The following is a 25870-nucleotide window of genomic DNA, read 5'->3' as shown; positions in this document are numbered from 1 at the left end:
GGGCGGCGGCCGCGTCAGAAAGGAATCTTGCCACGCCAGATTTCGGCGTACATGACCCAGTCGCCCATCAGGCTGTAGAGCGGATGGCGGAAGGTTGCGGGCCGGTTTTTCTCGAAGCCGAAATGACCGGCCCAGGCGAAGACGTAGCCGGCGACCACGGCGCCCAGCAGCCACCACGCATTGCCGGTCACTACCAGCGCCACGAGGCACAGCAGCGCCACGGTCGAGCCGACAAAATGCAGGCGCCGGCAGGTACGGTCCTGGTGCTCGCTCAGGTAGTAGGGGTAGAAGGCCGCGAAGTTCTCGAACTCGCGCCTGTGGGCGTGGGCCATGGCTGTCTCCGGCAGGTCTTATGTTGTGCAGTGTAGACCTTCCACGCCCCCATGCCCCTGAAGGGAGGATGGCCGCCGGCATGGCCGGCCATCCGGCGCAGCTGTCAGCCCGCCGCGACCACCTTGCGCGCAAAGGCCGCCAGCGCGTCCAGCACTTCGTCCGGGCGCTCGCCCATCAGCGCATGGCCGCACGGCACCGATACCAGGCTGGCCTTCGCCATCTTGCCGGCCAGCGCCTGGGCCGCCTTGGGCGAGGTCATCATGTCCTTGCTGCCGGTGATGAACAGCGCCGGGCAGGCTACCGCGGCGGCGGCTTCCTCGCCGTGCGCATAGGCATTGCACGCGGAGAAGTCGTTGTGGAACACATGCGCCTGCGGGTTGTTGCGCGATACGCGCTCCATCAGCCGCTGGCTGCCGCCGTGCATCCAGGCGCCGGGACCCGGCGATGAGGGCTTGTTGGCCAGGCTCGAATGCGACCACGCGTTGACCATGGCGATGGCCTCGCTCTCACGGTTCAGCGAGGCATCGAGCAGCGCATCGGAAACCTTCATCGGATAGGCCGTGGCGAGCAAGGCGATGCCGCGCACCGCCTGCGGATGCCGCGCCGCGCATTCGAGCGCGATCAGCGAACCCATGCTGTGGCCGAACACGAAGGCCGGCGCCTTGACGCCGGCGGCGGCCACCAGCGCCATCACCCAGTCGGCCATGGCCTCGACGGTGGCCAGCGGCGTGCCCTGGCTGCGGTTGTGGCCGGGCAGGTCCACCGCCAGCACCGAGAAGCCGTGGTTGGCGAACCAGCGCGTCTGCAGCGCCCACACGCTGTGGTCGTTCTGCGCGCCGTGGACAAACACCGCGCAGGGCAGGGCGGGATCGAAGGGTTTGCCGCCGGTATAGGCGTAGGCCGGCTGGCCTGCAACGTTCAGTTCCATCAGGCCTGCCCTCCCTTGCTCATGGTCTTCTCGGCGGCCTTCAGGCCGCGCTTGAGGTCGTCGATCAGGTCGTCCGGGTCTTCCAGGCCGATCGACAGGCGGATCGTGCCCTCGGCGATGCCGGCCGACTGCAGCGCCGCCGCGTCCATGCGGAAGTGCGTGGTCGACGCCGGGTGGATCACCAGCGAGCGCGCATCGCCCACGTTGGCCAGGTGCGAGAACAGCGACAGGCTTTCGATAAAGCGCTGGCCCGCCAGGCGGTTGCCCTTCAGGTTGAAGCTGAACACCGCGCCGCAGCCGCGCGGCAGCAGGCGCTTGGCCAGTTCGTAGTCGGGGTGCGATTCCAGCTCGGGGTAGGACACCGACTCCACCATCGGGTTCGAGGCCAGGAACTGCACCACCTTACGGGTGTTGTCGACATGGCGGCTCATGCGCAGCGGCAGCGTCTCCACGCCCTGCAGCAGCTGCCACGCGGCCATCGGGTTCATGCAGGCGCCGAAGTCGCGCAGGCCTTCGCGGCGCGCGCGCAGCAGGAAGGGCGCCACCGTGCTTTCCTCGGTGAACACCATGTTGTGGAAGCCTTCATAGGGCTCGGACAGCTCGGGGAAGCGGCCCGATTTTTCGAAGTCGAAGGTGCCGCCCTCGACCAGCACGCCGCCGATGGTGGTGCCATGGCCGCCCAGGAACTTGGTCGCCGAGTGGTAGAGCAGGCCCGCGCCGAGATCGAACGGGCGCAACAGGTAGGGCGTGGTGAAGGTCGAATCGACCAGCAGCGGGATGCCGTGGTCCTGGCCGAGCTGCGCCAGCGTGGTGATGTCGAGCACGTCCAAGCCCGGGTTGCCCAGCGTCTCGCCGAACAGCAGCTTGGTATTGGGGCGGATCGCGGCGCGCCAGGCGTCGATGTCGCGCGCCTTGACGAAGGTGGTCTCGATGCCGAAGCGGCGCAGCGTGTAGTGCAGCAGGTTGTGCGAGCCGCCGTACAGCGCCGACGACGCCACCACGTGCGAGCCGGCCCCCATCAGCGTGGCCACGGCCAGGTGCAGCGCGGCCTGGCCGGAGGCGGTGGCGATCGCGCCGGCGCCGTTCTCCAGCGCCGCGATGCGCTCTTCGAGCACGGCCACGGTCGGGTTGGAGATGCGCGAATAGACGTGGCCCGCCCGCTCCATGTTGAACAGCGACGCCGCGTGCTCGCTGTCGCGGAACACGAACGAGGTGGTCAGGTGGATGGGGGTGGCGCGCGCCCCGGTGGCGGGGTCTGGCGCGGCGCCGGCGTGCAGCGCCAGCGTATCGAAGCGGGTTCCGGACATGGTCGGTCGGGTGTAGTTATCTCCGGCCAGCATCGTAGCATCGTGCGCACGCCCACGCTGGCAGATCACCCGCAAACCGGCCTCCTGCTTTACTTTGCCGGCTGGTTTGGGCTAGGATCGGACGCACGGGCATCTCTGCCCGCACATCCCGGACAGATAACGAAGTGACCGGCATCGCCCCCGCGATGTGGCCGGCGCAAATCAGCACAGCTCAGTACAAGGCAGCGGAGACCAACATGAAAGTCAGCGACATCCTGCAGATCAAGGGCAATACGCTCTACACCGTGACGCCTGACACCTCCTTGCTGCTCGCAGTCAACACCATGGCCGAGCGCGACATCGGCTCCCTGGTGGTGATGGAATACGGCGACCTGGTCGGCATGCTGACCTTCCGCGAAATCATCGAGACTCTGGCCCGCAACGGCGGCACCCTTGGCACCAGCAGCATCCGCAAGGTGATGGACGATGCGCCGCTGACCTGCACCATGGAAACCGATGTGAACGAAGTCCGCCGGATGATGCTTGAGCGTCACACCCGCTACCTGCCGGTGCTCGACAACCGCACGCTGATGGGCGTGATTTCCTTCTATGACGTCGCCAAGGCGGTGGTCGAGGACCAGAGCTTCGAGAACAAGATGCTCAAGGCCTATATCCGCGACTGGCCTGAAGAGCGGGCCTGAACGCCCGGCTGCGCCCGCCCTGCCGGCGGCGGGGCAGCCTGTCCCGTAGTCCCCTTCGGAAAATTGTTGCGACTGGCGCCGCGCGGCCGCGTGGCGGTGGCATGATGGCGGCCGGTTTCCGGCTCCGGCAAACTTGCCGGCGTATCCATTTCCGCGGCGGCCCCAGCAGGCCGACCGGTCATCCATGAGCCAACACAGCCAGTTCCGACTGCTCGGCGCGCGCCGCTTCGCCCCGTTCTTCTGGACCCAGTTCCTGGGGGCGATGAACGACAACGTCTTCAAGGTCGCCTTCACGTCGCTGGTGACCTATCACACGGCGCTGTTCGAGGGCGTGGACGCGCGCAGTGCCGCCTTCCTGATCTCGGCCATCTTTATCGCGCCGTTCCTGCTGTTCTCCGCCACCAGCGGGCAGGTCGCCGACAAGATCGAGAAGTCGCGCCTGATCCGGCTGGTCAAGTCGCTGGAGATCGCCATCATGGTGCTGGGGCTGGCCGGCTTTGCCTGGCATAGCGCGCCGCTGCTCTACGCCGGCACGTTCCTGATGGGGCTGCATTCGACGCTGTTCGGGCCGGTCAAGTTTGCCTACCTGCCGCAGCACCTGGATGAAAGCGAGCTGGTCGGCGGCAACGGGCTGGTCGAGATGGGCACCTTCGTCGCGATCCTGATCGGCACGCTGGTCGGCGGCGAGCTGGCGGGGTTGCAGCAGGGCGGCACGGTGGTGGGGCCGCTGTATGTCGGCGCCGTGTGCGTGGCGATCGCCGTGGCCGGGCGCGTGGTGTCGGGCCGGATCCCGGTGTCGCCGGCGCCCCAGCCTGAACTGCGCGTCAACTGGAACCCGTTTTCCGAGACCTGGCGCAACCTGGTGCTGGCGCACGGCAATCGCACGGTATTCCAGAGCCTGCTCGGGATTTCGTGGCTGTGGTTCCTCGGCGCGACCTTCCTGACCTCCTTCTTCAGCTATGCCAAGGATGTGCTGGGCGGCGACCAGAACGTGGTCACGCTGCTGCTGGCGGTGTTCTCGCTGGGCATCGGCACCGGTTCGCTGCTGTGCGAGCGGCTGTCCGGGCGCCATGTCGAGGTCGGGCTGGTGCCGTTCGGCTCGATCGGCATGACGGTGTTTGCCGTCGACCTGTACTTTGCCAGCCAGGGGCAGCCGCCGGCCGCGCTGACCGGCATCGGCGGCTTCCTGGCCGAGGCGCGCCACTGGCGCGTGCTGGCCGACCTGTTCCTGCTAGCGATGTTCGGCGGCTTCTACAGCGTGCCGCTGTACGCGCTGATCCAGAGCCGCAGCGCGCCCACGCACCGCGCGCGCATCATTGCCGCCAATAACATCCTGAACAGCTTCTTCATGATCGCGGCCTCGCTGCTGGGCGTGGCGATGGCGAACGCCGGCTACAGCATCCCGCAGCTGTACCTGGTGGTAGGGCTGCTCAACGCGGTGGTGGCGGTCTACATCTATTCGCTGGTGCCGGAATTCCTGCTGCGCTTTATCGCCTGGATCCTGGTGCATACGCTGTACCGGCTGCGCCGCGTGAACGCCGAGCGCATTCCCGCCGATGGGCCCGCAGTGCTGGTCTGCAACCATGTCAGCTTCGCCGATGCGGTGGTGCTGATGGCATGCAGCCCGCGTCCCGTGCGCTTCGTGATGGACTACCGCATCTTCAGCGTGCCGCTGCTGTCGTGGTTCTTCCGCCAGGCCCGCGCGATCCCGATCGCGCCCGCGCACGAACACCCGGACATGCTCAGGCGCGCGTATGACAGCGTGGCGCAGGCGCTGGAGGAGGGCGACCTGGTCTGCATCTTCCCGGAGGGCAAGATCACCGCCAACGGCGAGATCAATCCGTTCCGCCAGGGCGTGCAGCAGATCATCCGCCGCACGCCGGTGCCGGTGGTGCCGATGGCGCTGCGCGGGCTGTGGGGCAGCTTTTTCTCGCGCAAGGATGCGCCGGCGATGTCGCGGCCGTTCCGCCGCGGCATCCTGAACCGGCTGGAACTGGTGGTGGGCGAGCCGGTGCCGCCGGAAGCGGCCACGCCCGAGGGGCTGCAGCAGATGGTGCAGGCCCTGCGCGGCGACTGGCGCTGAACGCAGGTTCTCCCACGCGGACCCGGACCCACGATGATCACGCTCTATACCTTCGGCCCGGCCTTCGGGCTGCCTGACGCCAGCCCGTTTGTCACCAAGGCCGAAATGCTGCTCAAGCTTGCCGGCCTGCCATACCACGCCCGCCCCGGCAGCCTGCGGCGCGCGCCCAAGGGCAAGCTGCCGTATCTCGATGACATGGGCCGGATCGTGGCGGATTCAACCTTGATCCGCTGGCATATCGAGAAGACTTACCACATCGATTTCGACGCCGGCCTGAGCCCCGCCGAGCGCGGCATCGCCTGGGCCGCCGAGAAGCTGATGGAAGACCACCTGTACTGGGCGGTGGCACGGGTGCGCTGGCTCGACCAGGCCAATTTCGAGCGCGGCCCGGCGCAGTTCTTCCGCGGCGTGCCGGCACCGGTGCGCGGGCTGGCCGAGCGGCTGGTGCGCTACAAGGTCAGGAAGACGCTGTGGGGGCAGGGGCTGGGCCGGCACAGCGAGGAAGAACTGGTGGCGCTCGCCAGCAAGGGCGTGACCTCGATCGCCGATATCCTGGGCGACAAGCGCTACCTGATGGGCGACAAGCCATGCGGCGCCGACGCCACGCTGTTCGCCTTTGCCGGCAGCCTGCTGTGCCCCACGTTCGACACGCCGATCCGCACCGCGGCGGAAGGGCATGCCAACCTGGTCGCCTACATGGACCGGATGCGGGCGGAGTTCTACCCGGACTTTGCACCGGAAACCGCGGCGGCCTGAGCCCGCCGGGCCGCCAGCGGGCGGGCAATGGCCTTACAATGGAGGCCGTCCCCAATTCCTGTGCGGTTTCCATCATGTCCGGCAACACCCTTGGCCTGCTCTTCACTGTTACCACCTTCGGCGAATCGCACGGCCCCGCCATCGGCGCGGTGGTGGATGGCTGCCCGCCGGGCATGGCGCTGAGCGAGGCCGATATCCAGGGCGACCTGGACCGCCGCAAGCCCGGCACCTCGCGCCACGTCACCCAGCGCAAGGAACCCGACCAGGTCGAGATCCTGTCCGGCGTGTTCGAGGGCAAGACCACCGGCACGCCGATCTGCCTGCTGATCCGCAACACCGACCAGCGCAGCAAGGACTATGGCAATATCGTCGAAACCTTCCGCCCGGGCCACGCCGACTACACCTACTGGCAGAAGTACGGCATCCGCGACTATCGCGGCGGCGGCCGGTCGTCGGCGCGCCTGACCGCGCCGGTGGTGGCCGCGGCGGCGGTGGCCAAGAAGTGGCTGCGCGAGAAGTACGGCACCGAGATCCGGGGCTACATGTCACAGCTGGGCGAGATCGCGGTGCCGTTCGCCAACTGGTCGCATGTGCCCGAGAACCCGTTCTTCGCGCCCAACGCCGACATCATCCCTGAGCTGGAAACCTATATGGACGCGCTGCGCCGCGACGGCGATTCGGTCGGCGCGCGCATCGAGGTGGTGGCCAGCAACGTGCCGGTCGGGCTGGGCGAGCCGCTGTTCGACCGCCTCGACGCCGACATCGCGCATGCGATGATGGGCATCAACGCGGTCAAGGGCGTTGAGATCGGCGCCGGCTTCGACAGCGTGTCGCAGCGCGGCAGCGTGCATGGCGACGAGCTGACCGCCGAGGGCTTCCGCACCAACAATGCCGGCGGCGTGCTGGGCGGCATTTCCACCGGGCAGGACGTCACCGTGTCGCTGGCGATCAAGCCGACGTCCTCGATCCGCACGCCGCGCGAGTCGATCGACAAGGCCGGCAACGCCGCCACGGTCGAGACCTTCGGGCGCCACGACCCGTGCGTCGGCATCCGCGCCACGCCGATCGCCGAGGCCATGCTGGCGCTGGTGCTGATGGACCACGCCCTGCGCCACCGCGCGCAGTGCGGCGACGTCAGGACCGACACGCCGCATATTCCGGCGCAGGCCGGCCAGACGCGCTGATCGCGCTGAGTTGGCCACCTTCCGTGGGGCTGGCGGCGCGACGGGCGCCGCTCGCCCGGACTATGCCCGCTTCGGGCTCTTCTACCTCGGCTACTACGGCTACGTCGGCGTCATCTCGCCGTATGTGAGCCTGTATTTCGCCGATCGCGGCTTCAACCCGGTGCAGATCGGCGTGCTGATGGCCAGCTTCCAGGTCAGCCGCATCGTCGGGCCCTACCTGTGGGGCTGGCTGTCCGACGTGATGCACACGCGCGTGCGCATCCTGCGCGTGAGCGCGTTCACCTCGCTGCTGGCGTTCCTGATGCTGCCCGGCGTGGGCAGCTACGGCGGCATGATGGCGATGATGCTGACGCTGAGCCTGCTCACCAGCGCGATGTCGCCGCTGGGCGATGCCCTCACCATCTCCACGCTGCGCCGCCATGGCGCCTTCGATCATAGCTACGGCCGCATCCGCATGTTCGGCTCGGTCGGCTTTATCGGCGCGGTGCTGGCCGGCGGGGCGCTGTTCGAGGCGGTTGGCATGCGTGCGTTCCCGTGGGTGGCCAGCGGCCTGCTGGCGATCCTGGCGGGCGTGGTGCTGACCATGCGCGATGCCGCCGACGAAGGGCCGCGCATGCCCGCGCCGCGCGCGCTGCCGCTGCTGCGCCGGCCTGACGTGGCGTGGTTCCTGGCGTCGGCCTTCCTGATGATGTTCGCGCATGCCGCGCTATACGTGTTCTATTCGCTGTGGCTGGAGAAGCTTGGCTACAGCAAGTTCGCCATCGGCGTGATGTGGACCATCGGCGTGGTCGCGGAGATCGTCTTCTTCTACTACCAGGGCCTGTTGTTCGCGCGCTTCGCGCTGCGCACCATCCTGGCTGGCACCTTTGTGCTGGCGGCGGTCCGCTTCGGCCTGACCGGCTACTTCGCGCAGTTTGCCTGGCTGATGGCGCTGGTGCAGGTGTTGCACGCGGCCACCTTCGCCGCGCACCACAGCGCCAGCCTGAAGCGGCTGCAGGCATGGTTCGCCGGCCCGTTGCAGGGGCGCGGGCAGGCGCTGTACACGGGCATTTCCTACGGCGTCGGCGGCACGCTCGGCGGGCTGGTGATGGGCTGGACCTGGAATGCGCTGGCGCCCCAACACACCTTCGGGCTGGCCGCCGTGGCCGCGGCGGCCGGCGCCTTCTGCGCGGCGATGAGCTTCCGCGCGGAGGGTGCGGCAGGCGGCGATGCGGCTCAGGCCAGCGCGGCGCAGACGCGCTCGGCGATCGCCAGCGACGAGGTCAGCCCCGGCGACTCGATGCCGAACAGGTGAACCAGCCCCGGCACGCCGTGCACGGCGGGGCCGTCGATGCGGAAGTCCGCCGCCAGCTCGTGCGGGCCGCTGATCTTGGGGCGGATGCCGGCATAGCCCGGCTGCAGCGCGCCGTCGGCCAGTCCCGGCCAGTAGCGGCGCACCTCGTCATAGAAACTGTCGGCATCGGCCGGGTCTACGCTGTACTCGATATCGTCGATCCAGCGCACGTTGGGGCCGAAGCGCGCCTGGCCGCCGAGATCCAGCGTCAGGTGCACGCCCAGGCCGGCGGCCTCGGGCACCGGATAGATCAGCCGTGAGAACGGCGCGCGTCCGGCCAGCGTGAAATAGCAGCCCTTGGCGTAGTACTGCGGCGGGATATGGGCTTCGGGCATGCCGTCGAGGCGGCGCGCCAGTTCCGGCGCGGTCAGGCCGGCCGAGTTCACCACCGTGCGCGCCAGCAGCGTGGTGGCGCCCCCATCTTCGCTGCCCACTTCCAGCCGAATCCCGTCCGCCGTGATCGCGCCGGCCAGCACCGGCGACTGCACCGCCAGCACCGCACCGGCGTTCTCGGCATCGCCCAGCAGCGCGGTCATCAGGCCGTGACTGTCGACGATGCCGGTGGAGGGCGACAGCAGCGCGGCATGGCATTGCAGCTGCGGCTCCAGCGCCTGCGCTTCGTCGCGCGAGAGCAGCCGCAGGTCGTCGACGCCGTTGGCCGCCGCCTTGGTGCGGATGCCGTCGAGCGTCGCCACCTGCGCCGCGCTGGTGGCGACGATCAGCTTGCCGCAGCGCTGGTGCGCCACGTGGTGCGTGGCGCAGTAGTCGTACAGCATGGCCTTGCCGCGCACGCACAGGTCTGCCTTCAGCGAACCGGCGGGATAGTAGATGCCGGCGTGGATGACTTCGCTGTTGCGCGCGCTGGTGATGGTGCCGAAGGCGTTTTCCGCTTCCAGGATGATCACCTCGCGGCCCTGCAGCGCGAGGGCGCGCGCGGCTGCCAGTCCTACGACACCGGCGCCGATGACGACGCAGTCCACCTTTTCCATGCTCGTTTCCTTGTTGCTGTGGTTTGTTGCAGTGCTGGTTGCCGTGTGGCGGGATTCAGCCCGCCAGGCCCAGCCGCGCGGCCGCCGCGGACAGGTGCCGTTGCGCGGCCTCGCGCGCCGCCGGGGCATTGCCGGCGGCGATCGCGTCGGCCAGCGCCGCGTGCTCGGTGTCGGCGGCGCGCGGGGCGCCGGTGGCGGCGCCGAGCCGCGCGGTGTTCTCCCACGCGCGCTGGCGTGCCGCCAGCATCTGCTGGCTGACGAAATCGGTCAGGCCGGTGAAGCAGGGGTTGTGTGCGGCCTCGGCGATGGCGTGGTGGAAAGCCATGTCGGCGGCGGCCGCGCTGGCCATGTCGCCATGGCCGTCGGCCTGCGCCTGCATGGCTGCGAGCGCGGCACGGATCGCGTCGACATCGGCCGTGGTGCGGCGCTCGGCCGCCATCTCGGCGCAGGCGGTCTCGACCACGCGGCGCAACTCGAACAGCTGCGCCAGCGTGGGCCCGCCGTCCGGCGCGCTCGCCACGCGCCAGGCCTGGCCGCCCGGGGTTTCCGAAACAAAGGCGCCAGAGCCCTTGCGCGTGACCAGCACGCCGTCGGCCTTGAGCTGGGCGATGGCTTCGCGCACGATCGGCCGGCTTACGCCGAAGGTGTCGGCCAGAGTGGCTTCGGCGGGCAGGCGTCCGCCCGCGGCGTAGCGGCCGGCGAGGATGTCGTCGTGCAAGGACTGGGCGATACGGCTGGCCAGCGAGGGCGGGCGGTGCAGGGTCATGGGCAGATATGTCAGGCTGTAAGACAGCTTTTGTGCGATTGTGGTACCGAAGTTGTCGCGAGTCAAGCTTTCCGCAATGGGCGGTGCTACACATGGCGGCCTAGACCCACCGGTATTTGCTTAACTTCTGCGGCCCGCGGCCGATAGAATCCGGATACAGGTGGCGGATGCTGCCCGGCACCTCCGCCGTGGGTTTGCCATGCTCCGCGCGCGGCGACAAACGCGGGGCCCTTTGCAAACAGCCATGATCCAGCTCACTCCCAACGATCTTCCGGTCGGACACCCGCTGCCCTGGTCGCTGCTCGACGGCGACGGCAACCTGGTGCTCGGCAGCGGCAGCGTCATTCCCGATGCGCGCGACCTCGCCCTGGTGTTCCGGCACGGCGTGCTCTGCCGCGCGGGTAATGGCAGCGAAAGCGACGACAGCGGCGATACTGATGCCGACACCGGCATGCGCACCGCGCCAGGGCCGGTTGGCCTGCAGGTCGGCACGCTGCTCCACATCAAGCATGAAGGCGAGTCCGCACGCGCCGCCGCCAGCCGCCTGATCGGCTTTATCGAGCAGGGGCTGTTCGTGACCTGGCCGCAACTGGGCGGGCGCGACCTGGCGCTGCAGGCGGGCGACACCGTGCTGCTGCGCGGCTTCTCCGGACAGGCGATCCACAGCTTTACCTCGACCATCACCGCGGTCTGCCGCAGCCCGTTCCGCTACCTGGTGCTGTCGGCGCCGACCAACTTGCACGCGACCCCGGTCCGCAAGGCGGCGCGCGTGCCGACGCGGCTGGCGGCATACCTGACCGAGCCTCCGGAAGACGACGACGGCGTTCATGGCGTGGCCGTCGCGGTGCGGGCGGGCACGGCGCGGCTGGCGCTGCTGTCCGACCTCAGCACCGGCGGTGCGCTGGTGCAGACCACCGCGCCGTCGCCCGCGCCGGGCAGCCGCGTGCGGCTGCGCTTCCAGCTCCGGGCCGCGTCGTTCGACAGCGAAGTCATCGTCGACGGCTGGGTCAGGGTGGCACCAGGCGCGGCCGGACAGGACGACGGCGATTTCCCTGCCTTCGGCGTGGCTTTCGACCTGCTGGCGGAGCGCGAGATGACGCTGCTGCAGTGCTACATCTACGAGCAGCTGCTATCCACGACGCGCCTGCCACTGTAGCCTGCGCGCAGCCCGCCAATAAAAAAACGGCACCGGGAAACCGGTGCCGTTCCATGCGCCGGGCGCTTGCGCGCCGGGGGCCTTACATGCCGACGTAGTTCGGACCGCCGCCGCCTTCCGGCGTGACCCACACGATATTCTGCGTGGGGTCCTTGATGTCGCAGGTCTTGCAGTGCACGCAGTTCTGCGCGTTGATCTGCAGCCGTTCCTTGCCCGAGGTCTCGTCCTGCACGAACTCGTACACACCCGCCGGGCAGTAGCGCGACTCGGGGCCGGCGAATTTGTCCCAGTTGATGCTGACCGGCACGCTGGCGTCCTTCAGCGTCAGGTGCGCCGGCTGGTTTTCCTCGTGGTTGGTGTTGCTGATGAACACCGAGCTGAGGCGGTCGAAGGTCAGCTTGCCGTCCGGCTTCGGGTAGGCGATCTTCTCGCACTCGGCCGCCGGCTTCAGGTACACATGGTCCGGCTTGACGCGGTGGATGGTCCAGGGCGGGTTGCGGATGCCCAGCTTGGGCAGCAGCCATTGCTCGATGCCGGTCATCAGCGTGGCGGTGGTGCGGCCCTTCTTGAACCACTGCTTGAAGTTCTTGGCCTGCAGCAGTTCCTTGTACAGCCAGCTCTGCTCGAACGCGGCGGGGTAGGCGGTCAGCTCGTCGTGCTGGCGGCCGCCCTGCAGCGCGTCATAGGCGGCCTCGGCGGCCAGCATGCCGGTCTTGATCGCGGCATGGCTGCCCTTGATGCGCGAGGCGTTCAGGTAACCGGCATCGCAGCCGACCAGCGCGCCGCCCGGGAACACGGTCTTGGGCAGCGACAGCAGGCCGCCGGCGGTGATGGCGCGCGCGCCGTACGACAGGCGCTTGCCGCCTTCGAAGTACTGGCGGATTTCCGGGTGCGTCTTGAAGCGCTGGAATTCCTCGAACGGCGACAGCCACGGGTTGGTGTAGTCCAGGCCGACCACAAAGCCGACCGCGACCTTGTTGTCTTCCATGTGGTACAGGAACGAGCCGCCGTAGGTGGCCGGGTCCAGCGGCCAGCCGGCCGTGTGCACCACCAGGCCGGGCTTGTGCTTGGCCGGGTCGATCTCCCACAGCTCCTTCAGGCCGATGCCGTAGCTCTGCGGATCCTTGCCGGCGTCCAGGCCGAACTTGGCGATCAGCTGCTTGCCCAGGTGGCCGCGCGAGCCTTCGGCGAAGATGGTGTACTTGGCATGCAGCTCCATGCCGAGCTGGAAGTTGTCGGTGGGCTCGCCTTCCTTGTTGATGCCCATGTTGCCGGTAGCCACGCCCTTGACCGAGCCGTCTTCGTTGTACAGCACCTCGGCGGCCGGGAAGCCCGGGAAGATCTCGACGCCCAGCGCCTCGGCCTGCTGGCCCAGCCAGCGCACGAAGTTCGACAGGCTGATGATGTAGTTGCCGTGGTTGTGGAAGCACTCCGGCAGCAGCGCCGGCGGCGTGCCCTTGGAGCCCGACTCGTTCAGGAACAGGAACTTGTCTTCACTGACCGGCTGGTTCAGCGGCGCGCCCAGCTCCTGCCAGTTCGGGATCAGCTCGTTGAGGGCGCGCGGATCCATGATGGCGCCCGACAGGATATGCGCGCCGGGCTCGGAACCCTTTTCCAGCACGCATACGTTGACGTCGCTGCCTTTCTCCTGCGCGAGTTGCTTCAGGCGGATGGCCGTGGCCAGGCCGGCGGGGCCGCCGCCGACCACGACCACGTCGTATTCCATGGCTTCACGCGGGCCGAACTGCTCCAGGAGCTGTTGCTGATCCATTGTCTCTAACCCTCTATTTCTTTGCTGCTAGCTATGCAATTGTGGGAAGTGCGGTGATCGTTCTGCTCGAACTTGAGCCGGCGGGGCACCGGAAGGGATTTTGACGGCTGTTTGCGGCCGATAGCCGGCCGGATCGCTCGTTTTCCCTCTTTCCCTTTGCAGGCCAAGTTCTTAGAATCTCCGGCATTGTCCGGGACTCGCCACCCACAGGCAAGGATTTTTTTGGAACGGTCGTTCTTTTTTCTGGTATGCCGCCTTCCGCACCCGAAGAGGCTGGAGGGGCGCCCGCACAAGAGGTCATCATGGGTTTGTCGATCAATCTGGAAGGCAAGGTAGCGCTGGTGACCGGCGCATCGAGCGGGCTCGGCTCGCGTTTTGCCACGGTGCTGGCCGCCGCCGGGGCCAAGGTCGTGCTGGCCTCGCGCCGCACCGAGCGCCTCAAGGAACTGCGTGCGGCGATCGAGGCCGAGGGCGGCAGCGCGCACGTGGTGCGACTCGACGTCACCGATCCAGACAGCATCCGCGCCGCCGTGGCGCATGCGGAAACCGAAGCCGGCTCGATCGACATCCTGGTCAACAATTCGGGCGTGTCGACCACGCAGAAGCTGACCGACGTCACGCCCGACGATTTTGATTTCGTCTTCGACACCAATACGCGCGGCGCCTTCTTCGTCGCGCAGGAAGTCGCCAAGCGCATGATCGCGCGGGCCAAGGGCGCCGAAAAGAACGGCACCCCGCTGCCGCAGGCGCGCATCGTCAATGTCGCATCGGTGGCGGGCCTGAAGGTGCTGTCGCAGATCGGCATCTATTGCATGAGCAAGGCGTCGGTGGTGCACATGACCAAGGCCATGGCGCTGGAATGGGCGCGCCACGGCATCAATACCAACGCGATCTGTCCCGGCTATATCGATACCGAGATCAACCACCACCACTGGGACTCGGACGCCGGCCAGAAACTGATCCAGATGCTGCCGCGCAAGCGCCTGGGCAAGCCCGACGACCTCGACGGCCTGCTGTTGCTGCTGGCTTCCGACCAGTCGCAATTCATCAATGGCGCGGTGATCACCGCTGACGACGGCATGGTCTGAGCCCGGCCGCCGGCGCCGCGCCGCCCGCTTGCCGCCCGCGCGCCACAAGCGTGCGGCGGAGCACCACCATTGGCCACCCCAGGGCTTTATCCGGTCCCCTTGGGGCGGGCTTTCGAGCGCGGCTTCCAGTTTCCAATCAAAGAAAGTTGATGCGCGGTGTGCCAGTCTTGGCATAATCCGCCATGTCTTTAGACTAAGTCTTTACATACAAGCAAAAAATGCCGCAGTGGCCGCCTGGCCCAAGCGGCCCTGGACCGGAGGCCGGGGAGATGGAGCAACAAGAAGAGGCACGGCGCAATGCCGTGCCGCAACACGTCGTCGATTCCGCGGTGATCCCGCGGGCGGCAGACGAAGCGCAGGACGCTGAATTCCGGGTTTCACCCCGCCTCGAGGACTGGATTGGCGTGATCGTGATGCTGCTGCTGGTCGGCATCACCTTCGCCAACGTGGTCGTCCGCTATTTCACCGACGAGTCGTTTGCCTGGACCGAGGAATTCTCGGTCTTCCTGATGATCGTGCTGGCGCTCGTTGCCGGCAGCGCCGCGGTGGCGCGCGATCGCAATATCCGCATCGAGTTCTTCTTTGAGCGCGGCAGCGCGGCGCGCCAGCGCCGGCTGGCGATCCTGTCGGCACTGGCGGTGGCTGTAATGTTCGTCGCGCTGGCGGTGCTGGGCGCGCGCATTACGTGGGATGAGTACACCTTCGGCGAAACCTCGCCCGGCATCGGCGTGCCGAGCTGGTGGTACTCGATCTGGCTGCCGGTGCTGTCGGCCGGCATCGCACTGCGCGCGCTGGGCCTGGCGTTGCGCAACGTGCGTGCTCTCAAGGCGCTGCATGAACAGAACCGGGTGGCGAAGGAGCGTTTGCAATGACGCTGGTTGCCATCATCCTGTTCGTGGTCTTTATCGGCCTGATGCTGCTGGGCGTGCCCATCGGCGTGTCGCTGGGGCTGGGTGGCCTGGTCGCGATCGGCCTGTCCAACCTGGACACCCAGATGTTCGGCCTGCTGGCCGTGCCGCAGAACTTCTACGCGGGGCTGGCCAAGTATCCGCTGCTGGCGATTCCGATGTTCGTGCTGGTGGGGTCGATCTTCGACCGTTCCGGCGTGGCGCAGCGGCTGGTGACCTTCGCCATTGCCGTGGTCGGGCGTGGACCGGGCATGCTGCCGCTGGTGGCGATCCTGGTGGCGATGTTCCTCGGCGGCATTTCCGGTTCGGGCCCGGCCAACGCGGCCGCGGTCGGCGGCGTGATGATCGCGGCGATGTCGCGCGCGGGCTATCCCGGCTCGTACAGCGCCGCGGTGGTCGGCGCGGCGGCCGCGACCGACATCCTGATCCCGCCGTCGGTGGCCTTCATCATCTACAGCGTGCTGGTGCCGGGCGCTTCAGTGCCGGCGCTGTTCGCCGCGGGCATGATCCCGGGCGTGCTGGCCGGCGTGGCGCTGATCGTGCCGGCGGTGTGGCTGGCGCGCAAGCACAACATGGGCGCCGCCGAAGCCGCGCTGCCGCGCCCCCCGTTCTGGAAGAGCCTGCGCGAAGCGGCGTGGGGCCTGGTGGCGCCGTTCCTGATCCTCGGCGGCATGCGCGCGGGCTGGTTCACGCCGACCGAAGCCGCGGTGGTGGCGGTGGTCTATGGCCTGTTCGTCGGCATGGTGGTGTACCGCAGCATCGGCATGCGCGACTTGTTCACGATCTTCCAGGAAGCGGCCGAGACCTCGGCGGTGATCCTGCTGGTGGTCGCGCTGGCCGGCATCTTCGCCTATGCGCTGTCGACGCTCGGCGTGATCGATCCGCTGGCGCAGGCGATCGCCAGCTCCGGGCTGGGCGAATACGGCGTGCTGGCGCTGATCGTGCTGCTGCTGATGACGGTTGGCATGTTCCTCGACGGCATCTCGATCTTCCTGATCTTCGTGCCGCTGCTGCTGCCGATCGCCAATGCCTTCCACTGGAACCCGGTGTGGTTCGGCGTGGTGCTGACGCTGAAGGTGGCGCTCGGACAGTTCACGCCGCCGCTGGCCGTGAACCTGATGGTGTCGTGCCGGATCGCCCGCGTGCGCATGGAAGAAACCGTGCCCTGGGTGATATGGATGCTGCTGGCGATGTTCATCGCCATGCTGATGGTGCTGGCCTATCCGCCGCTGGCGACCTGGCTGCCGGAGTACCTCGGCTATTGATCGCTGTTGACTTCATTTTGCATTCACAAACAAGAACTGACGATTCCCGAGAGGAGATGAAATGAAACGTCGTGCCCTGATGCTTGCAACGGCCGCCGCCATTGCCGCTTCCGCCTTCGCCCCCGCCGGCGCGATGGCCCAGACCTACAAGTCCGAGTACAAGATGTCGCTGGTGCTCGGCCCGGCCTTCCCGTGGGGCAAGGGCGGCGAGATCTGGGCCGACCTGGTCAGGCAGCGCACCAACGGCCGCATCAATATCAAGCTGTACCCCGGCACTTCGCTGGTGGCCGGCGACCAGACCCGCGAGTTCTCGGCGATCCGCCAGGGCGTGATCGACATGGCGGTCGGCTCGACCATCAACTGGTCGCCGCAGGTCAAGGAGCTGAACCTGTTCTCGCTGCCGTTCCTGATGCCCGACTACAAGGCGCTGGACGCGCTGACGCAGGGCGAAGTCGGCAAGTCGATCTTCTCCACGCTGGAGAAGGCCGGCGTGGTGCCGCTGGCCTGGGGCGAGAACGGCTTCCGCGAGGTGTCGAACTCCAAGCGCGAGCTGCGCAAGCCGGACGACCTCAAGGGCCTGAAGCTGCGCGTGGTGGGCTCGCCGCTGTACATCGAGACCTTCAACGCGCTGGGCGCGAACCCGACGCAGATGAGCTGGGCCGACGCGCAGCCGGCGATGGCCTCGGGCGCGGTCGATGGCCAGGAGAACCCGCAATCGGTGTTCGCCGCCGCCAAGCTGTACACGGTCGGCCAGAAGTTCGTGACCACCTGGGGCTACGTGGCTGACCCGCTGATCTTCGTGGTCAACAAGCAGATCTGGGAAAGCTGGACCCCGGCCGACCGCGAGATCGTCAAGCAGGCCGCCATCGACGCCGGCAAGCAGGAAATCGCGCTGGCCCGCAAGGGCCTGGCCGAGGCCGGTGCGCCCGCCTGGAAGGAAATGGAAGGCCATGGCGTCAAGGTCACGCACCTGACGCCGGCCGAGCATGACGCCTTCCGCAAGGCGACCGCCAAGGTCTACGACAAGTGGAAGAAGCAGATCGGCACCGACCTGGTGACCAAGGCCGAAGGCGCGATCGCCAAGCGCTAAGTCATGCAGCAGGCCCGCCAGCGTTGGCGGGCCTGTTGCTTTGGAGGCTGAGATGAAGCACGTTTATACGGTGGTCATGCCGATCCGGTGGGGCGACATGGATGCGATGGGCCATGTCAACAACACCGTCTACTTCCAGTACCTGGAGCAGGCGCGCATCGAGTGGTTCGCGTCGCTGGGGCGCGGCGGCAAGGATGCGCAAGGGCAGGGGCCGGTCATCATCAATGCGCATATGACCTTCCTGAAGCAGCTGCGCTATCCGGGCAATATCGAATGCCGCGTTTATGCGGGGCAACTGGGGCGCACCAGTTTCGAAACGCGCATGGAGATCCGGCGTACCGATCTGCCTGACGTGGTGTGGGCGGAGGGCGGGGCGAAGGTCGTGTGGTGCGATTATGCGGTGGAGAAATCGGTGCCGGTGCCGCCGGAGATCCGGGCGATTATCGAAGGCTAACCCTCAGTGGTTCACCAGCCGCTGCACCAGGTCCACCGACGTACTCGCCCCATACTTCTTCATCAGCCGCGCCCGGTAGATATCCACGGTGCGCGGGCTGATCGCCAGCAGCTTGCCGATTTGCTTGCTGGTCTTGCCTTCCACCAGTTGTGCCGCGATGTCGCGTTCGCGCGCGGTCAGCTCGGCCGTCACCTGCCGCTTCTGCGACAGGTCTTCAAAGGTCCAGATCCCCGCGCCCAGCGGCTGCGCGCGGTCCAGCGCGCGTCCGGTGACGTGGCACCAGAACAGTTCGCCGCCGGCGCGCTTCATGATGCGCTCGTCCGAATACATCCCGCGCTTGTTCATGATCGGCGCGATGCGGGCGCCGGTGCGCTCGAACTCGTCGGCGGTAGGGTAGAGTACCTGGAACGACTGGCCCAGCAGCGCCTCGCGCGTGGTGCCGAAAATCCGGCAGACTTCCTCGTTGCAGTCCTCGATCACGCGCTCGCGTGACAGCACCAGGCCCACGGGGGCGAGCTGGAAAGCGGTCTGGTAGTCGATGGCGGGCATCTACTTATGTATTTTTACGTAATGGCGTAGCCGGCGGGGCTTGCGTATGCTGTCGGTCGGACGATAAACGGCGCCCGTCATCGACTGCGCCGATTGTACCGTTACAATTTCCCTGCGTCGCCCACCGCACAAGCGGGCGGCGGAAGCACAACAGCGGAACCCCGAGGAACTACCGAGGAAGGAGCGAACATGAACAAGGTCTACGCCAGCGCCGCAGAAGCGCTTGCAGGCGTCGTCCGCGACGGCCAGACGATCGCCGTTGGCGGTTTCGGCCTGTGCGGCATCCCCGAGGCGCTGATCGCCGCGCTGCGCGACAGCGGCGTCAAGCAGCTCACCTGCATCTCCAACAATGCCGGCGTCGACGGCTTCGGCCTGGGCCAGTTGCTGGCCACGCGCCAGATCAAGAAGATGATCTCGTCCTATGTGGGCGAGAACAAGGAGTTCGAGCGCCAGTACTTGGCGGGCGAACTCGAACTCGAATTCACCCCGCAGGGCACGCTCGCCGAGAAGCTGCGCGCCGGCGGCTCGGGTATCCCGGCCTTCTTCACCAAGACCGGTGTCGGCACCATCGTCGCCGAAGGCAAGGAAGTCCGCGAATTCGATGGCGAGACGTACGTGATGGAGCGTTCGCTGACGGCTGACGTGGCGCTGGTCAAGGCATACAAGGCCGACAAGGCCGGCAACCTGGTGTTCCGCCGCACCGCGCGCAACTTCAACCCGATGTGCGCGATGGCGGGCAAGGTCACCATTGCCGAGGTCGAGCATATCGTCGAGACCGGTGAGCTGGACCCGGACGAGATCCACCTGGCCGGCATCTTCGTGAAGCGCCTGGTGCTGAACACCAATCCCGAAAAACGCATCGAGCAGCGCACCGTGCGCGCGGCCAGCTAAGGAGACGCATCATGGCATGGACACGTGACGAAATGGCCGCGCGCGCCGCGGCTGAGCTGCAGGACGGTTTCTACGTCAACCTGGGCATCGGCCTGCCGACGCTTGTGGCCAACTGGGTGCCGGAGGGCATGGAAGTGTGGCTGCAGTCGGAAAATGGCCTGCTCGGCATCGGCCCGTTCCCGACCGAGGAAGAAGTCGACGCCGACATGATCAATGCCGGCAAGCAGACCGTGACGACGCTGCCGGGCTCGTCGATCTTCTCCTCGGCCGATTCCTTCGCGATGATCCGCGGCGGCCACATCGACCTGGCCATCCTGGGCGCGATGCAGGTCAGCGAGAAGGGCGACCTGGCCAACTGGATGATCCCGGGCAAGATGGTCAAGGGCATGGGCGGCGCGATGGACCTGGTCGCCGGCGTCGGCCGCGTGGTGGTGCTGATGGAACACACCGCCAAGAAGAAGGACGGCACCGAGGACATCAAGATCCTGAAGCAGTGCAACCTGCCGCTGACCGGCGTGGGCGTGGTCAATCGCATCATCACCGACCTGGGCGTGATGGACGTGACTGCGGAAGGCCTGAAGCTGGTCGAAACCGCACCGGGCGTCAGCCGCGAGGAAATCCAGGCGAAGACCGGGGCGCCGTTGCTGTAAGCAAGCCTTCGGCCATTGCCTGACGGGCCCTGTGGCGCACTGCGCCACAGGGCTTTTTTCATTTGGTGTTGCCGACCACGCCGATCGGCCGTGCGGGCTAGCTCTATCGGCGAATGGCCCGCCGCCGCACAAGTCACTATGCTGGCCGCTTCCCGGCAGGCGTGGTCCTGCCAACCAAAGTCCTGACGGAAGGTACGCGATGCCGGCTTCTCCCACCCGATCCCTGCCACTGGTGTATGCCTGCTCTGGCTGCTCCAGCGTGGCGCAACTGGCCAATGCGTGCGCGGTGCGGCTGGACCGCAGCGGCCGCGCCGAAATGTCGTGCATCAGCGGCGTGGGCGGCGGCGTGCCGGCGCTGACGCGCGTGGCGCAATCGGGCCGGCCGATCCTGGCGCTGGATGGCTGCCCGCTGGCTTGCGTGCAGGCTTGCCTGGCAAACGTGGGCGTGGTGCCGGACCAGCACCTGGTGCTGAACCGGCTGGGGGCGGTCAAGCGGCAGCACGGTGAATGCACCGAGGGCGAGACCGAGGCGGTGTGGCGGGAAGTCGAAGCGGCTTTGGAAAGCCTTGCGGGGGTTTAGGGAAGGCCGGACGCGCGGCGGCGCATCCGGCAGGGCGGCGGGGCGGACGCCTTAGGCCGCCGGCTTGTTGTAGCGGGTGAACACCGAGGCCGCGCCGTCGGCCTTGACCAGCAGCACGTCGAACGGATCCTTGCGCGGCCCCTGTTCCATGCCCGGCGAGCCGACCGGCATGCCCGGCACCGCCAGCCCGACTGCCTTGGGTTTGGCGGCCAGCAGCTTGCGGATATCGGCGGCCGGCACATGCCCCTCGATCGCGTAGCCGCCGATGTAGCCGGTATGGCAGGAGCCGAAGCGCTCCGGCATGCCGAAGCGCTTGCGGTAATCGCCGGTATCCTCGACATCATGCACCGTCACCGTGAAGCCATTGGTGCGCAGGTGCTTGACCCATTCCTCGCAGCAGCCGCACAGCGGGCTCTTGTAGACGTCGATGGCAAGAGGCCTGGCCTGCGCGAAGGCATCGGCCGCAGGCCCCAGCGCGCCCACCGCGATCGTGCCGAGCGCCAGCGCGCCCAGGGTGCCGAGAAAACGTCGTCGTTGCATCGTAGATCCTTACTGCGCCACCCAGCCGCCATCCATGTTCCAGATCGCGCCGCGAACCTGGCGTGCCGCGTCGGACGACAGGAACACTGCCAGCGCGCCCAGCTCGTCGGGCGTCACGAACTCGCCCGAGGGCTGCTTCTCCAGCACCAGCTCGCGCTTGGCCTGCTCGACCGGGATGCCTTCCTTCTGCGCGCGGGCTTCGACCTGCTTCTGCACCAGCGGGGTCAGCACCCAGCCCGGGCAGATCGCGTTGGCGGTCACGCCGGTCTGCGCGGTTTCCAGCGCGGTCACCTTGGTGAAGCCAACGATGCCGTGCTTGGCAGCCACGTAGGCCGATTTCTGTGCCGACGCGACCAGCCCGTGCGTCGACGCCACGTTGATGATGCGGCCCCAGTTCTTCTGGCGCATGCCGGGCAGCGCCAGGCGCGTGGTGTGGAAGGCCGAGGTCAGGTTGATGGCGATGATGGCGTCCCAGCGCTCGGTGGGAAAGTCCTCGATGGGGGCGACGTGCTGGATGCCGGCGTTGTTGACCAGGATGTCGGCGCCGCCGAAGTCGGCCTGCGCATAGCGCATCATGTCCTCGATCTCTGACGCCTTGCTCATGTCCGCGCCGTGGTAGCCGACCTGGATGCCCTGGCCGGCCTGCGCGATCTCGTTCTTTGCGGCGTCCGCGTCACCAAAGCCATTGACGATGATGTTGGCGCCCTGGGCCGCCAGTGCCTTTGCGATGCCGAGCCCGATGCCGCTGGTCGAGCCAGTCACCAGAGCAGTCTTGCCTTTGAGCATGTAAGCCTCCGTCGAGAGAGATTCCACAGGAAGGAAAGGGCGGCCCGGGTGGCCCGGTCCGCCTGGTCTGGCACCGCCACGCACCGGCATGCATCGGCGCGCGGGCGCGTGCGGTGGCGCAGACAGTGTGCTGTGGCATTGTACCCGGTGCGGCGTACAATCCAGTTTTGCTCAACCACCGGCAGCGCCGCTTTTTCGCGGTCCCGGCCGGGTCCGTCAGGGAGTCCAGATGTCTGCCAGTCCGCGCCTCGGTTTTGTCCAGTGCATCAGTCCGGCGGGCTTGCACCGCATGGCCTACCACGAATGGGGGGATCCCGCGAATCCGCGCGTGCTGGTATGCGCGCACGGGCTGACGCGCACCGGCCGCGACTTCGATGCCGTCGCCAGCGCGCTGTGCGGCGACTATCGCGTGGTATGCCCCGACGTGGTCGGGCGCGGCCGCTCGGAATGGCTGGCCAATCCGGACAGCTACATCGTGCCGCAGTACGTGTCCGACATGGTCACGCTGATCGCCCGGCTCAATGTCGAGCGGGTGGACTGGTTCGGCACCTCGATGGGCGGGCTGATCGGCATGGGACTGGCGGGGCTGCCCAAGTCGCCGGTGCGCAAGCTGCTGCTGAACGACGTCGGCCCCAGGATCGCGCCGTCGGCGGTCGAGCGCATCGGTGCCTACCTGGGCCTGCCGGTACGCTTCAAGACCTTTGAGGAAGGGCTGGCATACCTGCAGACCATCAGCGCGTCGTTCGGCCGCCACACGCCGGAGCAGTGGCGCGAGCTGAACGCCGCCATCCTGAAGCCGGTGCAGGGCGGCGACGGCCTGGAATGGGGCTTGCATTACGACCCGCAACTGGCCGTGCCCTTCCGCAAGTCCACGCCGGAAGCGGTGGCGGCGGGCGAGGCCTCGCTGTGGCGCAGCTTCGAGGCCATCGAAGCCTCGGTGCTGGTGGTGCGCGGCGCGCAGTCCGACCTGCTGCTGCGCGAGACCGTCGCCGAGATGGTGGCACGCGGCAAGCATGTGAGCTCGGTGGAAGTCCCTGAAGTGGGGCATGCACCAACCTTTGTCGATCCGGCGCAGATCGCGATCGCCCGGCAGTTTTTTGTCGGGTGAGTTGGCGCGCATCGCGCGGCGGACCTGTATTTTTATCGATCAACGCATTGTCATGAGTAACCTTGAACTGAAGCGCGCCCACGTGGGCAAGCGTTTGTCCGAATATGCGGTCTACAACGGCGTGGTCTACCTGGCCGGGCAGGTGCCCGAGGTTGACCCTAAGGCCGATATCCGCGGCCAGACGCGCGAGGTGCTCGGCCATATCGACCGCCTGCTGGCCGAGGCCGGCAGCGACAAGACCCGCATCCTGTCGTGCCAGATCTTCCTCGCCAACGTCGACCTGATCGGCGAGATGAACGAGGTCTGGGACGCCTGGGTGCCGCAAGGCAACACGCCCCCGCGCGCCACGGTGGAAGCCCGCCTGGCCAATCCCGATTACCTGATCGAAGTGGTGGTGACCGCTGCGCTCAACTGATGCAGGCGTAGGGACATGGTGACGTCGACCGACCTGGCTGGCCGGATCGCAGGCATTCCGGATGCTGAACTGGTGGGCCGTGCGCTGGCGTACGTGCGCGAGCACGGCGCCGGCGTGGCGCTGCCTACGGGCGAGACGGTGCAGTCGCACGCTGAGGGGATGCTGCGCATCCTCGATGGCCTGCGCGTGGACGATGCCGCGCGCGCGGCCGCCTGCCTGTTCGGGCTGGCGGCATTCGTGCCCGACACCGAAGCCGAGATCGAGCCTCGCTTCGGCGAAGAAGTGGCGCGGCTGGTCAACGGTGTGCGGCAGCTGCTGCGCATCGGTGCCATCGCCGGCAATCGCCCCGATGTGGAAGCGGCCACGCCGTCGAAGAACGAGGCGCAGGCGCGCCACGAGCAGGTCGAGGCGCTGCGCAAAATGCTGCTCGCATTCGCGCAGGACATCCGCGTGGTGCTGGTGCGGCTGGCCTCGCGTCTGCAGACGCTGCGCTGGCTGGCCGAGACCAAGCACACGCCGACCGCCGGCGTGGCGCGCGAAACGCTCGACATCTACGCGCCGCTGGCCAACCGCCTCGGTATCTGGCAGATGAAGTGGGAGCTGGAAGACCTGGCGTTCCGCTTCGAGCAGCCCGACACCTACAAGCGCATCGCCAGGCTGCTGGACGAAAAGCGCATCGAGCGCGAAGGCTATATCGCCGGCGCCATCGCGCGGCTGCAGTCCGAGCTGACGGCCGCGGGCATCCGTGCCGAAGTGAGCGGCCGGCCCAAGCACATCTACAGCATCTGGAAGAAGATGCGCGGCAAGGAGCTGGATTTTGCCGACCTGTACGATGTGCGCGCCTTCCGCGTGATCGTCGACGATATCAAGGACTGCTATACGGTGCTGGGTATCGTCCACCATATCTGGCAGCCGATCCCGCGCGAGTTCGACGACTACATCTCGCGGCCCAAGGCCAACGGCTACAAGTCGCTGCACACGGTGGTGATCGGCGATGACGGCCGCGCCTTCGAGGTGCAGATCCGCACGCACGAGATGCACCACTTCGCCGAATACGGCGTCGCGGCCCACTGGCGCTACAAGGAAGCGGGCAGCAAGGGCTACGGTGGGCAGTTCTCCGCCAGCGAACGCTACGACGAGAAGATCGCCTGGCTGCGCCAGCTGCTGGCATGGAAGGACGATGCCGACCACAGCGTGGCGCATGACGAGTGGGAGCAGATCAAGCACGCGGCGATCGACGACCACATCTATGTGCTGACGCCGCAGGCGCGCGTGGTGGCGCTGCCGCAGGGCGCCACGCCGCTGGACTTTGCCTATTACCTGCACAGCGACCTCGGCCACCGCTGCCGCGGCGCGCGCGTGGACGGCACCATGGTGCCGCTGAATACCACGCTGAAGAACGGCCAGACCGTCGAGATCATCGCGGTCAAGCAGGGCGGGCCGTCGCGCGACTGGCTCAATGCGGAGCTTGGCTACCTGGCCAGCAGCCGTGCGCGCGCCAAGGTGCGGGCGTGGTTCAACGCGCTCGATTCGCAGGAGACCATCGCGCAGGGCCGCGCGCTGATCGACAAGACCCTGCAGCGCGAGGGCAAGACCGCGGTCAAGCTGGAAGATCTGGCCGCGCGGCTGAACTTCAAGACGCCCGACGACCTGTTCGCCGCGGTGGCCAAGGACGAGTTCAGCCTGCGCCATGTCGAGCATGCGCTGCGCCACCCGGAAGGCGAAATCCAGGCACCGCTCAGCGAGGAAGACGCCGTCACCAAGAAGAGCCGCGCCACCAGCGTGGCGCGCGGCGCCAAGAGCGGCGTGCTGGTGGTGGGCGTGGATTCGCTGATGACGCAGATGTCGCGCTGCTGCAAGCCGGCGCCGCCGGACGATATCGTCGGCTTTGTCACGCGCGGACGCGGGGTGTCGATCCATCGGCGCAACTGCCATACCTTCCAGCAGCTGTCGGCGCGCGCGCCGGAGCGGGTCATCCAGACCGAGTGGGGCAAGAAGAGCCATGCCGCGGTCTATCCGGTCGACATCCATGTCGAAGCCATCGACCGGCAAGGGCTGCTGCGCGATATCTCGGAAGTGCTGTCGCGCGAGAAGATCAACGTCACCGGCGTAAAGACGTTGTCGAGCAAGGGCGTGGCACGCATGCAGTTCACCGCGGAGGTATCGGAGGCCACGCAGTTGCAGCGCGCGCTGTCGCTGATCGAAGAGGTGCAGGGGGTATTGCAGGCAAAAAGAAAGTGATGCTATACTTGCGTCTTCG

26 protein-coding genes are annotated in these 25870 nt (G+C 67.3%); 17 read left to right on the top strand and 9 right to left on the bottom strand.

Translation table 11 applies throughout. The features are described from left to right. Positions 1-14 precede the first annotated feature (14 nt). The 3 genes from IPF36_RS19180 to IPF36_RS19170 form a co-directional block, all read right to left on the bottom strand. Positions 15-332 (bottom strand): DUF962 domain-containing protein, encoded by a 318-nt coding sequence (locus IPF36_RS19180; protein WP_195429577.1) that lies wholly within the window; start codon positions 330-332, stop codon positions 15-17. Positions 333-436: 104 nt separating this feature from the next. Further along, positions 437-1261, bottom strand: coding sequence for an alpha/beta fold hydrolase (locus tag IPF36_RS19175; RefSeq protein ID WP_133097467.1), 825 nt, complete (start codon positions 1259-1261; stop codon positions 437-439). Next, positions 1261-2568: an O-acetylhomoserine aminocarboxypropyltransferase gene (locus IPF36_RS19170; protein WP_133097466.1), complete on the bottom strand. Its 1308-nt coding sequence runs from the start codon at positions 2566-2568 to the stop codon at positions 1261-1263. Before IPF36_RS19170 ends, IPF36_RS19175 begins: the two co-directional genes overlap by 1 nt. Before the next feature lie 236 nt (positions 2569-2804). Between IPF36_RS19170 and IPF36_RS19165 the strand changes: the two genes are divergently transcribed. The 5 genes from IPF36_RS19165 to IPF36_RS19145 all read left to right on the top strand — a co-directional run bounded on the left by IPF36_RS19165 (position 2805) and on the right by IPF36_RS19145 (position 8565). Next, positions 2805-3248 carry a CBS domain-containing protein gene (locus tag IPF36_RS19165; protein ID WP_133097465.1) on the top strand — a complete coding sequence of 148 codons (444 nt, stop codon included), beginning with the start codon at positions 2805-2807 and terminating at the stop codon, positions 3246-3248. Positions 3249-3432: 184 nt separating this feature from the next. After that, entirely contained in the window at positions 3433-5331 is a 1899-nt protein-coding gene (locus IPF36_RS19160) for an MFS transporter (RefSeq protein WP_195429575.1), read from the top strand. 33 nt (positions 5332-5364) lie between these two features. Beyond that, entirely contained in the window at positions 5365-6087 is a 723-nt protein-coding gene (locus tag IPF36_RS19155) for a glutathione S-transferase C-terminal domain-containing protein (RefSeq protein WP_135704979.1), read from the top strand. A 74-nt stretch (positions 6088-6161) separates the two neighbouring features. Continuing rightward, positions 6162-7271 carry a chorismate synthase gene (gene aroC / locus IPF36_RS19150; protein ID WP_195429573.1) on the top strand — a complete coding sequence of 370 codons (1110 nt, stop codon included), beginning with the start codon at positions 6162-6164 and terminating at the stop codon, positions 7269-7271. A gap of 10 nt (positions 7272-7281) precedes the next feature. After that, positions 7282-8565: an MFS transporter gene (locus IPF36_RS19145; protein ID WP_195429562.1), complete on the top strand. Its 1284-nt coding sequence runs from the start codon at positions 7282-7284 to the stop codon at positions 8563-8565. Here the strand turns inward: IPF36_RS19145 and IPF36_RS19140 are convergent. Together IPF36_RS19140 and IPF36_RS19135 are read right to left on the bottom strand one after the other, a co-directional pair. Continuing rightward, complete coding sequence (locus IPF36_RS19140; RefSeq protein ID WP_195429560.1) at positions 8487-9593, bottom strand: NAD(P)/FAD-dependent oxidoreductase; 1107 nt, start codon at positions 9591-9593, stop codon at positions 8487-8489. The genes IPF36_RS19145 and IPF36_RS19140 overlap by 79 nt on opposite strands. A gap of 55 nt (positions 9594-9648) precedes the next feature. Further along, positions 9649-10359, bottom strand: a complete 711-nt coding sequence (locus IPF36_RS19135; protein WP_195429558.1) for a FadR/GntR family transcriptional regulator — start codon at positions 10357-10359, stop codon at positions 9649-9651. A 244-nt stretch (positions 10360-10603) separates the two neighbouring features. Between IPF36_RS19135 and IPF36_RS19130 the strand changes: the two genes are divergently transcribed. Further along, complete coding sequence (locus tag IPF36_RS19130) at positions 10604-11515, top strand: flagellar brake protein (RefSeq protein WP_135704984.1); 912 nt, start codon at positions 10604-10606, stop codon at positions 11513-11515. An 82-nt stretch (positions 11516-11597) separates the two neighbouring features. Here the strand turns inward: IPF36_RS19130 and IPF36_RS19125 are convergent, their stop codons facing one another. Beyond that, positions 11598-13286: an electron transfer flavoprotein-ubiquinone oxidoreductase gene (locus tag IPF36_RS19125; RefSeq protein WP_133097457.1), complete on the bottom strand. Its 1689-nt coding sequence runs from the start codon at positions 13284-13286 to the stop codon at positions 11598-11600. A 302-nt stretch (positions 13287-13588) separates the two neighbouring features. Between IPF36_RS19125 and IPF36_RS19120 the strand changes: the two genes are divergently transcribed. The 5 genes from IPF36_RS19120 to IPF36_RS19100 all read left to right on the top strand — a co-directional run bounded on the left by IPF36_RS19120 (position 13589) and on the right by IPF36_RS19100 (position 18091). Continuing rightward, complete coding sequence (locus IPF36_RS19120) at positions 13589-14374, top strand: SDR family oxidoreductase (RefSeq protein ID WP_133097456.1); 786 nt, start codon at positions 13589-13591, stop codon at positions 14372-14374. A gap of 269 nt (positions 14375-14643) precedes the next feature. Then, positions 14644-15246, top strand: coding sequence for a TRAP transporter small permease (locus IPF36_RS19115; protein WP_133097455.1), 603 nt, complete (start codon positions 14644-14646; stop codon positions 15244-15246). Further along, a complete protein-coding gene (locus IPF36_RS19110) occupies positions 15243-16547 on the top strand; it encodes a TRAP transporter large permease (protein WP_195429556.1) in 1305 nt (434 codons plus the stop codon). Before IPF36_RS19115 ends, IPF36_RS19110 begins: the two co-directional genes overlap by 4 nt. Positions 16548-16608: 61 nt before the next feature. Continuing rightward, positions 16609-17637 (top strand): DctP family TRAP transporter solute-binding subunit, encoded by a 1029-nt coding sequence (locus IPF36_RS19105; protein ID WP_135704986.1) that lies wholly within the window; start codon positions 16609-16611, stop codon positions 17635-17637. Between the two features lie 52 nt (positions 17638-17689). Then, positions 17690-18091, top strand: a complete 402-nt coding sequence (locus IPF36_RS19100; protein WP_133097453.1) for a thioesterase family protein — start codon at positions 17690-17692, stop codon at positions 18089-18091. Between the two features lie 3 nt (positions 18092-18094). Here IPF36_RS19100 and IPF36_RS19095 read toward each other — a convergent pair whose 3' ends face one another. Next, positions 18095-18640, bottom strand: a complete 546-nt coding sequence (locus tag IPF36_RS19095) for a PAS and helix-turn-helix domain-containing protein (RefSeq protein ID WP_133097452.1) — start codon at positions 18638-18640, stop codon at positions 18095-18097. 189 nt (positions 18641-18829) lie between these two features. Between IPF36_RS19095 and IPF36_RS19090 the strand changes: the two genes are divergently transcribed. From IPF36_RS19090 to IPF36_RS19080, 3 genes are all read left to right on the top strand, one after another. After that, positions 18830-19531 carry a CoA transferase subunit A gene (locus tag IPF36_RS19090; RefSeq protein WP_063238512.1) on the top strand — a complete coding sequence of 234 codons (702 nt, stop codon included), beginning with the start codon at positions 18830-18832 and terminating at the stop codon, positions 19529-19531. 11 nt (positions 19532-19542) lie between these two features. Then, positions 19543-20181, top strand: coding sequence for a CoA transferase subunit B (locus tag IPF36_RS19085; protein WP_133097451.1), 639 nt, complete (start codon positions 19543-19545; stop codon positions 20179-20181). 199 nt (positions 20182-20380) lie between these two features. After that, complete coding sequence (locus IPF36_RS19080; RefSeq protein ID WP_133097450.1) at positions 20381-20761, top strand: putative zinc-binding protein; 381 nt, start codon at positions 20381-20383, stop codon at positions 20759-20761. A 51-nt stretch (positions 20762-20812) separates the two neighbouring features. Here the strand turns inward: IPF36_RS19080 and IPF36_RS19075 are convergent, their stop codons facing one another. Both IPF36_RS19075 and IPF36_RS19070 read right to left on the bottom strand, forming a co-directional pair. Next, positions 20813-21301: a DUF411 domain-containing protein gene (locus IPF36_RS19075; protein ID WP_135704987.1), complete on the bottom strand. Its 489-nt coding sequence runs from the start codon at positions 21299-21301 to the stop codon at positions 20813-20815. Between the two features lie 9 nt (positions 21302-21310). Next, positions 21311-22087 carry a 3-hydroxybutyrate dehydrogenase gene (locus IPF36_RS19070; RefSeq protein ID WP_133097448.1) on the bottom strand — a complete coding sequence of 259 codons (777 nt, stop codon included), beginning with the start codon at positions 22085-22087 and terminating at the stop codon, positions 21311-21313. Positions 22088-22316: 229 nt separating this feature from the next. On the opposite strand from IPF36_RS19070, the gene IPF36_RS19065 reads away from it, so the two are divergent. The 3 genes from IPF36_RS19065 to IPF36_RS19055 are packed head-to-tail and all read left to right on the top strand — an operon-like array spanning position 22317 to position 25851. Further along, a complete protein-coding gene (locus tag IPF36_RS19065; protein WP_195429554.1) occupies positions 22317-23195 on the top strand; it encodes an alpha/beta fold hydrolase in 879 nt (292 codons plus the stop codon). Positions 23196-23247: 52 nt separating this feature from the next. Further along, a complete protein-coding gene (locus IPF36_RS19060; RefSeq protein ID WP_135704988.1) occupies positions 23248-23610 on the top strand; it encodes a RidA family protein in 363 nt (120 codons plus the stop codon). 15 nt (positions 23611-23625) lie between these two features. Next, positions 23626-25851, top strand: a complete 2226-nt coding sequence (locus tag IPF36_RS19055; protein ID WP_195429552.1) for a bifunctional (p)ppGpp synthetase/guanosine-3',5'-bis(diphosphate) 3'-pyrophosphohydrolase — start codon at positions 23626-23628, stop codon at positions 25849-25851. Positions 25852-25870 lie beyond the last annotated feature (19 nt).

It is taken from the genome of Cupriavidus sp. IK-TO18 (genome assembly GCF_015549295.1).
In the GTDB taxonomy this organism is placed as follows: Bacteria; Pseudomonadota; Gammaproteobacteria; order Burkholderiales; family Burkholderiaceae; genus Cupriavidus; species Cupriavidus oxalaticus_A.
The sequence above is the reverse complement of the archived record's forward strand: the minus strand, read 5'-3'. Positions and strand labels throughout refer to the sequence as shown.

What these genes read in the sequence shown, in the direction of transcription:
- IPF36_RS19055 (WP_195429552.1), top strand. Translation starts at nt 23,626, where the DNA reads ATGGTGACGTCGACCGACCTGGCTGGCCGGATCGCAGGCATTCCGGAT.
- IPF36_RS19175 (WP_133097467.1), bottom strand. Translation starts at nt 1,261, where the DNA reads ATGGAACTGAACGTTGCAGGCCAGCCGGCCTACGCCTATACCGGCGGC.
- IPF36_RS19100 (WP_133097453.1), top strand. Translation starts at nt 17,690, where the DNA reads ATGAAGCACGTTTATACGGTGGTCATGCCGATCCGGTGGGGCGACATG.
- IPF36_RS19140 (WP_195429560.1), bottom strand. Translation starts at nt 9,593, where the DNA reads ATGGAAAAGGTGGACTGCGTCGTCATCGGCGCCGGTGTCGTAGGACTG.
- IPF36_RS19160 (WP_195429575.1), top strand. Translation starts at nt 3,433, where the DNA reads ATGAGCCAACACAGCCAGTTCCGACTGCTCGGCGCGCGCCGCTTCGCC.
- IPF36_RS19080 (WP_133097450.1), top strand. Translation starts at nt 20,381, where the DNA reads ATGCCGGCTTCTCCCACCCGATCCCTGCCACTGGTGTATGCCTGCTCT.
- IPF36_RS19155 (WP_135704979.1), top strand. Translation starts at nt 5,365, where the DNA reads ATGATCACGCTCTATACCTTCGGCCCGGCCTTCGGGCTGCCTGACGCC.
- IPF36_RS19120 (WP_133097456.1), top strand. Translation starts at nt 13,589, where the DNA reads ATGGGTTTGTCGATCAATCTGGAAGGCAAGGTAGCGCTGGTGACCGGC.
- IPF36_RS19125 (WP_133097457.1), bottom strand. Translation starts at nt 13,286, where the DNA reads ATGGATCAGCAACAGCTCCTGGAGCAGTTCGGCCCGCGTGAAGCCATG.
- IPF36_RS19170 (WP_133097466.1), bottom strand. Translation starts at nt 2,568, where the DNA reads ATGTCCGGAACCCGCTTCGATACGCTGGCGCTGCACGCCGGCGCCGCG.
- IPF36_RS19135 (WP_195429558.1), bottom strand. Translation starts at nt 10,359, where the DNA reads ATGACCCTGCACCGCCCGCCCTCGCTGGCCAGCCGTATCGCCCAGTCC.
- aroC (WP_195429573.1), top strand. Translation starts at nt 6,162, where the DNA reads ATGTCCGGCAACACCCTTGGCCTGCTCTTCACTGTTACCACCTTCGGC.
- IPF36_RS19075 (WP_135704987.1), bottom strand. Translation starts at nt 21,301, where the DNA reads ATGCAACGACGACGTTTTCTCGGCACCCTGGGCGCGCTGGCGCTCGGC.
- IPF36_RS19090 (WP_063238512.1), top strand. Translation starts at nt 18,830, where the DNA reads ATGAACAAGGTCTACGCCAGCGCCGCAGAAGCGCTTGCAGGCGTCGTC.
- IPF36_RS19165 (WP_133097465.1), top strand. Translation starts at nt 2,805, where the DNA reads ATGAAAGTCAGCGACATCCTGCAGATCAAGGGCAATACGCTCTACACC.
- IPF36_RS19105 (WP_135704986.1), top strand. Translation starts at nt 16,609, where the DNA reads ATGAAACGTCGTGCCCTGATGCTTGCAACGGCCGCCGCCATTGCCGCT.
- IPF36_RS19085 (WP_133097451.1), top strand. Translation starts at nt 19,543, where the DNA reads ATGGCATGGACACGTGACGAAATGGCCGCGCGCGCCGCGGCTGAGCTG.
- IPF36_RS19180 (WP_195429577.1), bottom strand. Translation starts at nt 332, where the DNA reads ATGGCCCACGCCCACAGGCGCGAGTTCGAGAACTTCGCGGCCTTCTAC.
- IPF36_RS19130 (WP_135704984.1), top strand. Translation starts at nt 10,604, where the DNA reads ATGATCCAGCTCACTCCCAACGATCTTCCGGTCGGACACCCGCTGCCC.
- IPF36_RS19110 (WP_195429556.1), top strand. Translation starts at nt 15,243, where the DNA reads ATGACGCTGGTTGCCATCATCCTGTTCGTGGTCTTTATCGGCCTGATG.
- IPF36_RS19060 (WP_135704988.1), top strand. Translation starts at nt 23,248, where the DNA reads ATGAGTAACCTTGAACTGAAGCGCGCCCACGTGGGCAAGCGTTTGTCC.
- IPF36_RS19095 (WP_133097452.1), bottom strand. Translation starts at nt 18,640, where the DNA reads ATGCCCGCCATCGACTACCAGACCGCTTTCCAGCTCGCCCCCGTGGGC.
- IPF36_RS19070 (WP_133097448.1), bottom strand. Translation starts at nt 22,087, where the DNA reads ATGCTCAAAGGCAAGACTGCTCTGGTGACTGGCTCGACCAGCGGCATC.
- IPF36_RS19065 (WP_195429554.1), top strand. Translation starts at nt 22,317, where the DNA reads ATGTCTGCCAGTCCGCGCCTCGGTTTTGTCCAGTGCATCAGTCCGGCG.
- IPF36_RS19115 (WP_133097455.1), top strand. Translation starts at nt 14,644, where the DNA reads ATGGAGCAACAAGAAGAGGCACGGCGCAATGCCGTGCCGCAACACGTC.